Consider the following 8,504-nt stretch of genomic DNA (forward strand, 5'->3'; position numbering starts at 1 on the left):
GACCCCGGCCGCGGGGCCGGGGCTCGCGGCGGGGGAGGACGCCGTGGCGGAGGGCGTGGCGGAGGACGTGGCGGAGGACGCGGCGCGCGCGGAGGTCCTGCTGCTGTGGGCCTCGCAGACCGGCAGCGCCGAGGAGCACGCCCGCCAGAGCGCGCAGGCGCTGCGGGAGGCCGGGATCCGCGTGGACGTCGCGGCCATGGACACCGTCGACCCGGCCCGGCTGGCGGCCGTGCCGACGGTGCTCGTCGTCTCCAGCACCTTCGGCGACGGCGGGCCGCCGGACAACGGGGAGGCGTTCTGGTCGGCGCTCTCGCAGCAGCAGGCCCCCCGGCTGCCGGGCACCCGGTTCGCGGTCCTCGCCCTGGGCGACAGCAGCTACGCGCAGTTCTGCGGGCACGGCCGGCGCCTGGACGACCGGCTCGCCGAGCTGGGCGGGGTGCGGCTGCTGGAGCGCGTGGAGGTCGAGCCCGGCGAGGACGAGCGCGCCGAGCAGTGGTCGCGCCGCGTCGCCGGCCTGCTGCGCGAGCAGGCGCCCAGCTCCCCGGGGACCTCCCCGGGGCACCCGCAGCCCCCGGGCGGCCCGCAGGCGCCGGGCGGCGAGCGGCAGCTGCCCGCCCCGCGCGCCCCGCAGCCGGGCGAGAGGCCCTCCCGCGCGAACCCCTACCGCAGCCGCCTGGTGCGCAACGTCCGCCTCAACGGCCCCGGCTCGACCAAGGAGGTGCGCCAGGTCGGGCTGCACCGCGACGGCGGGCTGGAGCACGCGGCGGGCGACTCCCTGGGCGTGTGGCCCGTCAACGACCCGGCCGTCGTCGACGCCTGGCTCGCGCTCACCGGCATCGACGCCGACGCCACCACGAGGGCGCCGGACGGGACGGAGGTGGACTGGCGCACCGCCGCCACCCGCCACCTGGAGATCGTGCGGCCCACCCCGGACCTGCTGCGGTTCGTGGCCTCCCGCTCGCGCGAGGAGGGCCTGGCCCGGCTGCTGGCCGCGGGTCCCCGGGAGCTCGCGCGCTTCACCGGCGGCCGCCAGAGCCTGGACGTCCTGGCGCAGTTCCCCGCGCGCGCCGAGCCCGCCGAGTGGCGCGCCGTGCTCAAGCCCCTGCAGCCGCGCCAGTACTCGATCTCCTCGGCCCCGCAGGCGCACCCCGACGAGGTGCAGCTGACCGTCTCCACCGTGCGCTGGGGCACCCCCGAGCGGCCGCGGCAGGGGGTGTGCTCGGCGTTCCTGGCCGACCGCGCCGACGGGGAGGACGTGCGCGTCTTCGTCCAGCCGTCCCCGGCCTTCCGCCCGCCCGCCGACCCCGACGCCCCGATGGTGATGATCGGCCCCGGCACCGGGGTGGCGCCGTTCCGGGCGTTCCTGCAGCACCGGCGGGCGCTGGGCCACCGCGGCCCGAACTGGCTGTTCTTCGGCGAGCGCAGCTCGGCGACCGACTGGTACTACCGCGACGAGTTCGAGGCCATGCGCGAGGACGGGTTCCTCACCCGGCTCTCGCTGGCCTTCTCCCGCGACCAGCCCGAGAAGGTGTACGTGCAGGACCGGATGCGCCAGCACGGCGCGCAGCTGTGGCGCTGGCTGGCCGAGGGGGCGCACCTGTACGTGTGCGGCGACGCGGCGCGGATGGCCGCCGACGTCGACACCGCGCTGCGCGAGGTCGTCGCCGCGCACGGCGCCATGGGCGCCGAGGACGCCGCCGCCCACGTGCGCGCCCTGGCCGCCGCCAAGCGCTACGTGCGCGACGTCTACTGACACCACCCGCGGGCGGGTCCCGCGCACCCCGCGGCGGCGGGGGTCCCGCCGCCGGGGTGGCACCCTGCTGCCGTGCGCATCGACCTGCTGGGCCCCGTGCGGGTCCGCGCCGACGACGGCGCCGAGGTGGCCGTGGCGGGGGCCCGGCTGCGGCGGCTGCTCGCCGAGCTGGCCCTGCGCGCCGGGCGCCCGGTGTCCACGGCGGTGCTGGAGGCGGCGCTGTGGAACGGCGAGGGCCCCGCCGGCCCGGGCGCCCTGCAGTCGCTGGTGTCCCGGCTGCGCCGCGCGCTCGGGGCCCCGGGGCGCATCGGCGCCGGTCCCGCCGGCTACGTCCTCGACGTGGACGCCGCCGACGTCGACGTCGTGCGCTTCGAGCGCGCCTGCGCGGCAGGTCGCCGGCTGCTGCGCGACGGGGACGCCGAGGGCGCCGCCCGCGAGCTCGCGGGCGCGCTCGCGCTGTGGCGCGGCGAGCCCGTCGAGCTGGCGGGGACCGCCGAGGCGGTGCGGCTGGAGGAGCTGCGCCTGGAGTGCCTGGGCGACCGCGTCGAGGCCGACCTGCGGTCGGGCTCCCCGCAGGGCCTGGCCGCGGAGTTGGAGGCGCTGACGGCGGCGCACCCCCTGCGGGAGCGGTTCGCCGAGCTGCGGGTGCGCGTGCTGGCCGCGACCGGTCGCGGCGCCGAGGCGCTCGCCGCCTACGAGCGCACCCGGCGCCACCTGGCGCAGGAGCTGGGCGCCGACCCCTCACCGGCGCTGCGCGCCGCCCACCGGCAGGCGCTCGAGGGTGCCGCGGAACCCGGGGTCCCCGCCGCCGTCGCCACCACCTCCGCGCCGCTGCCCGCCCTGACGAGCTTCGTCGGCCGGGACGCCGACGTGCAGCGGCTGCACGGCCTGCTGGGCGCGGCGCGCTGCGTGAGCGTCGTCGGTCCCGGCGGGGCGGGCAAGACCCGGCTGGCCACGGAGGTCGCCGCCGCCCGCGCCCGCGAGGAGCCCGCGCAGCCCCCGGCGGGGCGCGGCGGCGTGCACCTCGTGCTGCTGGCACCGGTCGCCGAGGGGGCCGACGTCCTCGGCGCCGTCGTCGCCGCGGTGGGGGCGCGGCAGGCGCACCGGGAGCGGCTGGGCGCCCCCGGCGGCGTCGAGGACCCGCGCTCGCGGCTGCTCGCGGCGCTGTCGGCCGGTCCGCAGCTGCTCGTGCTCGACAACTGCGAGCACGTGCTGGACGAGACGGCGGTGCTCGTGGAGGACCTGCTGCGGCACTGCCCCGCCCTCACCGTGCTGGTCACCAGCCGCGAGGCCCTCGGCGTCGAGGGCGAGGTGCTGCACCCGCTGGGGCCGCTGCGCCCGCCGCCACCGGGAGCGGACCTGGAGGCGATGCGGGCCAACCCCGCGGTGCGCCTGTTCGCCGACCGGGCGGCGGCCGGCACCCCCGGCTTCACCGTGACCGCGCAGGAGGCCGACCTCGTCGCCGACCTCGTGCGCCGGCTGGACGGCCTGCCGCTGGCGCTGGAGCTGGCCGCCGCGCGGCTGCGCACGAGCGGGCTGGTGCAGCTGCACGAGCGGCTCGCGGACCGCTTCCGGCTGCTCACCGGCGGGCGGCGCACGGCGGTGGCGCGCCACCGCACCCTGCGCGCCGTCGTGGACTGGAGCTGGGACCTGCTCGGCCCCGACGAGCGGGCGCTGCTGCGCCGGCTGTCGGTGTTCGCGGCGCCGGTGTCGGTGGAGGCGGCGGCCGCGGTGGGCGCCGACGTCGGCGACGCCGTCGCCGTCGCCGACCTGCTGGCCTCGCTGGCGGAGAAGTCGCTGCTGCAGCTGCGCCCCGCGGAACCGGTGCGCTACGCGCTGCTGGAGACGATCCGCGAGTACGGCGCCGAGCGCCTCGCGGAGGCGGGCGAGGTCGAGCGGGTGCACGAGCTGCGCACGCGGTGGGCGCTCGGCGTCGCCGCCCGCGCCGGTGCGGGGTTGCGCGGTCCCGCGCAGGTGGCGTGGTCGCAGCGCCTGGACGCCGAGTCCGAGGACCTGCTCGCGGCGCTGCGCGACCTGGCCGCCACCGGGCGGCGGGCGCAGGCCCTGCGGCTGGCGGTGCCGGTGGCGGTGTGGTGGACGGTCCTGGGCCGGCACGCCCCCGCCCGCGACTGGCTGGCGGTGGCCCGCTCCGCGCAGGGCCCCACCGGCGCCGAGGACGACCTGGTGGCCGAGGCGCTGCAGCTGGTCAACGGCGTCATGGCCGGTGAGCTGAACGCCGAGGCCGCCCCCGTGCTGGAGCACGTGCAGGACCTGGCGGGCCGGCTGGCCGCCCACGGCGGGGACGACCCCTCGACGCTGGTGGTGGTGGCGCAGGTGTTCCTGCACGTCTTCTCCGAGGGCTTCGTCGGCCTCGACGACCGCGTGCTGCTGGAGCGGCCGGCCCTCACGGGCACCGCCGACCCGTTCACCCGGGCGCTGGGCGAGCTGCTGCGCGCGGCCGCGGCCGAGAACTCCGGGGACCTGGAGGTGGTCCGCGCCGCCGCCGCCCGCGCCGAGGAGGGGTTCCGCGCCGCCGGCGAGAGCTGGGGCCTGGCGAGCACGCTGCGCCTGCGCGGTCAGGCCGACCTCTTCCACGGCGACCTCGACGCGGCGCAGCAGCGGTTCGCCGAGGCGCTGCGGCTGGTCGCCGCCTTCGGCTCCACCGAGGACGAGGTGCAGCTGCGGATGCGGCTGGTCGACGTCGAGCAGCGCCGCGGGCGGCCCGCGGCGGCCGCCGACCAGCTGCAGCGCATGCGGGACCTGGCCCCCGCCGTCTCCGGCACGACCCGCGTCTGGCTGACCCTCACCGAGGTGGCGCTCGCCCGCCGCGACGGCCGTCCCGAGCAGGCGCAGCACCGCCTGGAGGCGGAGCTCGCCGCGCTGGGCGCCCGGAGCACCTCCGACCCGGCGGGCTGGAACCACGAGCGCTCCGCCCTGCAGACCTCGCTGGTGCACCTGCGCCTGGACGCCGGGGACCTCGACGGCGCCCGGGAACTGCTGGCGGCCACCCGGCCGGTGGTGCTGCGCACCCGCGACCTGCCGATCGTGGCGATGTTCGCGGTGGCCGCCGCGCGCTGGTGCGCGCTGGCCGGCCGGCAGGCGGAGGCGGCCGAGCTGCTCGGCGCCTCCGCCTGCCTGCGCGGGGCCGACGACCTCACCGACCCGGAGGTCGCCGCGCTGCGCGAGCGGTTGCGCGCCGCGCTGGGGGAGCGGGGTTTCGGCGAGGCGTTCACCCGGGGCCGCCGGCTGGCGCCGCCGGCTGCCGTGGAGCGGACCGCCCTCGTCGGGTGAGGGCGCTCAGGCGCGGCGGTTGTAGGCGCGCAGCGCCAGCGGGACGAAGACCACGAGGAAGAACGCGATCCACCCGCCGGTCCAGGCCAGGTCGCCGGCCACCGGGCCGCCGAGCAGCAGCCCGCGCACGACGCCCACGAGGTGGGTGATCGGGTTGACGTCGACGAACGCCCGCAGCCAGCCCGGCATCGTGGCGGCGTCGACGAAAACGTCGCTGCCGAAGCTCAGCGGCAGCACGAGCAGGAACATGACCCCTTGCACCGCACCGGGTGTGCGCACCGCCATCCCGACCAGGACGGAGATCCAGCAGAACGACAGGGCGAACGCCACCGACACCCCGAGCGCCGCGAGGAGCTCCAGCGGGCCGGTCTGCACCCGGAAGCCCATGAGTGAGGCGAAACCCATGAGGAAGCAGAAGAGGACGAGGTAGCGGGCGACGTCCGCCAGCACCGCCCCGACCAGCGGCGCCGAGCGCGCGATGGGCAGCGAGCGGAACCGGTCGAACACCCCCTTGGTGATGTCGTTGTTGAGGTTCGTGCCCAGCGACACCCCGGCCAGCGCGATGGACTGGCCGAGCAGACCGGGCACGAGGAACTGCAGGTAGGCGCCGCGGTCCCCGGCGGCCAGCGCGCCGCCGAAGATGTAGGTGAACAGCACCAGGAAGATGGCCGGCTGGATCGTCACGTCGATGAGCGCCTCCGGCGTGCGGGCGGTCTTGAGCAGGCTGCGCCCGGCGAGGGCGAGCGCGTGGCGCAGCGCGCGCAGCGGGCCGCCGGTGCGCGCGGGTGCGGTCGGTGCGGTCGGTGCGGTGGCGGCGGGCAGTGCGGTCGGGGTGCTCACGCGGGGACCTCCTCGCGGGACGGCTGGGTCAGGGCGGCGAACACCTCGTCGAGGGTCGGCAGGTGCAGCGAGAACTCGCTCACCGCGACGCCGGCGGCGGCGAGGCCGTCGACGGCGGCACCCATCGCGGCCTCGTCGAGGACGGGCACCGAGGCTCCGCCCCCGGCCAGCGGCACCGGTTCCTCACCGCTGACGCGGGCGAGCAGCCCGGCGACGGCGGGTGCGTCGGCGGCGTCGACGGGGACGACGGTGAGGGTCCGGCGGCCGGCCTGCCGCTTGAGCCCGACGGGGGTGTCGTGGGCGATGACGCGCCCGTGGTCGATGACGGTGATCTCGTCGGCGAGCTGGTCGGCCTCCTCCAGGTACTGCGTGGTGAGCAGCACGGTGGACCCGTCGGCGACCAGCGAGCGCACGACGTCCCACATGGCCTCCCGCTTGGCCGGGTCCAGCCCGGTCGTGGGCTCGTCGAGGAAGACGACGGCGGGGCGGCCGACGAGGGAGGCGGCCAGGTCCAGGCGCCGGCGCATGCCGCCGGAGTACGTGCCCGCCCGCCGGGAGGCGGCGGCGGTCAGCTCGAACCACTCCAGCAGCTCCCCGGCGCGGCGCCGGGCGTCGCGGCCGGAGAGGTCGAGCAGTCGGCCGATGAGCACGAGGTTCTGCACCCCGGTGAGGTCCTCGTCGACGGAGGCGTACTGGCCGGTCAGCCCGATGGTGCGCCGCACCCGCGCCGCGTCGCGCACGACGTCGAGGCCGCCGATGCGCGCGGTGCCGGCGTCGGGGCGCAGCAGGGTCGCCAGGATGCGCACGGCCGTCGTCTTGCCGGCGCCGTTGGGGCCGAGCACGCCGAGGACGCGGCCCTGCGGCACGCGCAGGCTGACGCCGTCGAGGGCCTGGGTCTCGCCGAAGCGCTTGCGCAGCCCGTCGGCGTCGATCGCGTAGGTCATGCCCGCACCGTCGCGGTCGCCGCTGGCGCGCCGCTGGCACCGCGCTGGCACGGGCTGGCACGGGCCGGCACGGGCCGGCGTTCACCCGTCCGGTGCACGCGGGGCGGGCGGCGGTGATCGCCGCGCTACGATGGGGCGTCCCCGCTCGAGGTCCGACTCGCGGGGGCGCCCTCCTCCCGGTCGCGCGGAGGAGCCCTGCGGACCCAGAGGACCCGATGGACAAGCTCAGCCTGCTCCAGGCCAGCCACCTGTACGACGTGGACGTCGCCGTCCTGCACTCCCTGGTCGGCCGCCGCGCCCTGCCCGAGCCCACCTGGGACGGCGGGCGCCTGGGCTGGCGCGCCGAGGACGTCCAGGACGTCAAGGCCTCCCTGCGCCGGATCGGCCTGCAGCGCTCCTGACGAGCGCGGCCGGGCGCGGGTTGGCCGCCCCCGGCCCCCGCGCCGCCGCCCGCAGCGCGGCCAGCACCAGCGCCGGGTGCAGCAGCTCCACCGGTGAGCCCACCAGGTGGTAGGTGCGCCCCAGGGTGCGCGCGGCGCGGGCGTCGCCGTGCGCGGCGAGGCGGTCCACCGCGCGGGCCCACCGGCTCAGCGCCCGCTGCGCCGGGCCGGGCCGCCCCTCGGTGGTGGGCAGGCGCAGGTCCTCGCCCGTGGCGATCGCCCACGGCACGTCGGTCACCCGCGCCAGGCGGCGCTGCCAGCGCCGGGTGGCGCGCGCGTCCAGCCGGCCCGCCCCCAGCGCCTGGCGCAGCAGCACGGCCTGGCGGGCGGCGACCGCCAGGCCCTGCCCGTAGACGGGGTTGAAGGCGCACAGGGCGTCGCCGAGCACGAGCAGCCCCGCCGGCCAGCCGGGCACCCGCTCGTAGGCGCGGCGCACGTCCGCGGTCTGCCGGTGCACGGCGACCTCCCCGCGCGGCACCCACCGCCGCAGCTGCTCCGCCAGCGCCGGCTCGCCCAGCGAGCGCAGGAACTCCTCGAACCCCGCCGCCGCGCGCGGTGGCCGGTCCTGGCCGGCCCCCACCGCCGCCACGAGCCAGTCGCCGTCCTCGACGGGCAGCACGAGCGCCCCCCGCGGCGAGGAGGGGGTGGCGAGCAGGACCAGGGCGGTGCCGCCGCCGTCCCCGCGGTAGCGGCGCGTGGCGTAGCCGGTGCGGGCGTCGACCCGGGAGACCGCGGCGGGCGGCAGCCCCAGCCGCGCCAGCCGCTGCGGCAGCCGCGACGAGCGCCCGGAGGCCTCCACGACGACCTCCCCCGCGAGCTCGCCGCCGCCGGCCGTGCGCACGCTCCACCCGTCCCGCCCGCGCTCCAGGTCCGTCACCGGCGTGCCCTCGTGGACGCGGACACCGGGCAGGGCGGTGACGCGGGTGCGCACCACGTGCTCCAGCAGCGGCCGGGTCGTCGACAGCACCTCGTGGCCGTGCCCGCCGACGGGCGACCAGCCGTGCTCGCCGCGCCAGGGCAGCAGGCCCGTGTGCACGGGCACCGCGCCGGCCGCCAGCAGGTCCTCGCGCAGCCCCGGCAGCAGGTCCTGCGCTGCGAGCAGCCCGGCGTGCAGCAGCACGTGCGCCTGCCGGCCCTGCGGGACGCCGTCGCGGGGCAGCGGCCCCGGTGGCAGCCGGTCGGCCTCGACGAGGTGCACCTCCCGCCCGGCCGCGGCGGCCGGGCGGGAGGTGCACC

6 protein-coding genes are annotated in these 8,504 nt (G+C 78.7%); 3 read left to right on the plus strand and 3 right to left on the minus strand.

Features of this window, described 5'->3' with window-relative positions; genetic code table 11:
* Together GTQ99_RS15770 and GTQ99_RS15775 are read left to right on the plus strand one after the other, a co-directional pair.
* The coding region (locus GTQ99_RS15770; RefSeq protein ID WP_166616686.1) for a diflavin oxidoreductase at nt 1–1,753 on the plus strand (1,753 nt) is incomplete at its 5' end.
* A 72-nt stretch (nt 1,754–1,825) separates the two neighbouring features.
* Complete coding sequence (locus tag GTQ99_RS15775; RefSeq protein WP_166616687.1) at nt 1,826–5,044, plus strand: BTAD domain-containing putative transcriptional regulator; 3,219 nt, start codon at nt 1,826–1,828, stop codon at nt 5,042–5,044.
* A gap of 6 nt (nt 5,045–5,050) precedes the next feature.
* On the opposite strand, the gene GTQ99_RS15780 is transcribed toward GTQ99_RS15775, so the two are convergent.
* Both GTQ99_RS15780 and GTQ99_RS15785 read right to left on the minus strand, forming a co-directional pair.
* The gene (locus GTQ99_RS15780; protein ID WP_338075032.1) at nt 5,051–5,884 is read right to left on the minus strand and encodes an ABC transporter permease; all 834 of its coding nucleotides are present in this window, start codon (nt 5,882–5,884) and stop codon (nt 5,051–5,053) included.
* Entirely contained in the window at nt 5,881–6,828 is a 948-nt protein-coding gene (locus GTQ99_RS15785) for an ATP-binding cassette domain-containing protein (protein WP_166616688.1), read from the minus strand. Before GTQ99_RS15785 ends, GTQ99_RS15780 begins: the two co-directional genes overlap by 4 nt.
* A 215-nt stretch (nt 6,829–7,043) precedes the next feature.
* On the opposite strand from GTQ99_RS15785, the gene GTQ99_RS15790 reads away from it, so the two are divergent.
* Nucleotides 7,044–7,229: a hypothetical protein gene (locus GTQ99_RS15790; RefSeq protein WP_166616689.1), complete on the plus strand. Its 186-nt coding sequence runs from the start codon at nt 7,044–7,046 to the stop codon at nt 7,227–7,229.
* On the opposite strand, the gene GTQ99_RS15795 is transcribed toward GTQ99_RS15790, so the two are convergent.
* On the minus strand, nt 7,189–8,504 hold a 1,316-nt coding region (locus tag GTQ99_RS15795; protein ID WP_166616690.1), incomplete at its 5' end, for an NAD(P)/FAD-dependent oxidoreductase. The genes GTQ99_RS15790 and GTQ99_RS15795 overlap by 41 nt on opposite strands.

The organism is Kineococcus vitellinus, assembly GCF_009906315.1.
GTDB classification, from domain to species: Bacteria; Actinomycetota; Actinomycetes; order Actinomycetales; family Kineococcaceae; genus Kineococcus; species Kineococcus vitellinus.

Bases quoted from the DNA above. Each gene is read 5' to 3' on its own strand.
- GTQ99_RS15785 (WP_166616688.1), bottom strand. From the start codon at position 6,828: ATGACCTACGCGATCGACGCCGACGGGCTGCGCAAGCGCTTCGGCGAG.
- GTQ99_RS15790 (WP_166616689.1), top strand. From the start codon at position 7,044: ATGGACAAGCTCAGCCTGCTCCAGGCCAGCCACCTGTACGACGTGGAC.